Annotated in this window: 2 protein-coding genes; both read left to right on the plus strand. The window is 47.3% G+C overall.

Features of this window, described 5'->3' with window-relative positions; all coding sequences use genetic code 11:
• Positions 1 to 308: iron-sulfur cluster biosynthesis family protein (locus ACWHAR_RS31410; RefSeq protein ID WP_452088969.1), on the plus strand; the 308-nt coding region annotated here is incomplete at its 5' end.
• 12 nt (positions 309 to 320) lie between these two features.
• Positions 321 to 535 (plus strand): DUF2552 family protein (locus ACWHAR_RS31415; protein WP_452088970.1); only part of this gene is annotated, 215 nt, incomplete at its 3' end.

The raw sequence follows: 535 nt of genomic DNA on the forward strand, positions 1-535 counted from the left end.
CAGATGCAGCAAAACAGGCACTGCAGCAGGCGTTTGACGCCAACCCGGGGAAAAAAGCCCAGCTTCGTTACGATGCAGAAGGATGCGGCTGCGCGGTAAGCGGTGTCCCGACAATCTGGCTGGCAGAAGAATTAACGGGACAGTGCGAGCAGCTGGAAACGAACGGCATTCCGCTGTATATCCAATCGTCGCAAAAAGTGTTTTTTGACGATCAAATGACGATCGATTACAATGAAAAAGCCAAAACATTGGCGCTGAAAAGCCCGGCTGAAATGCTCAGCCCCAGAATGAGCATATTAGTAAAGTAGGAGACGCGAAACGTGGAACAAAAGCTGAAGGCAATGAAGAACACAGCACAAAATAAAACGTGGGTATCCTTCCTGAATCAAAACCATCCCTATACCTTGCTTCACTGGTCAATCGGAGGAGCAGAGTCCATCAAGAAAGATGTCTGGCTATTGCAGGATGAAATGACCTTTGAGACGCAGGAGTTTACAACGATAGATCTTGCGATTGAATGGATCAGAGAAAATAT

It is taken from the genome of Bacillus sp. LR--39 (genome assembly GCF_053613335.1).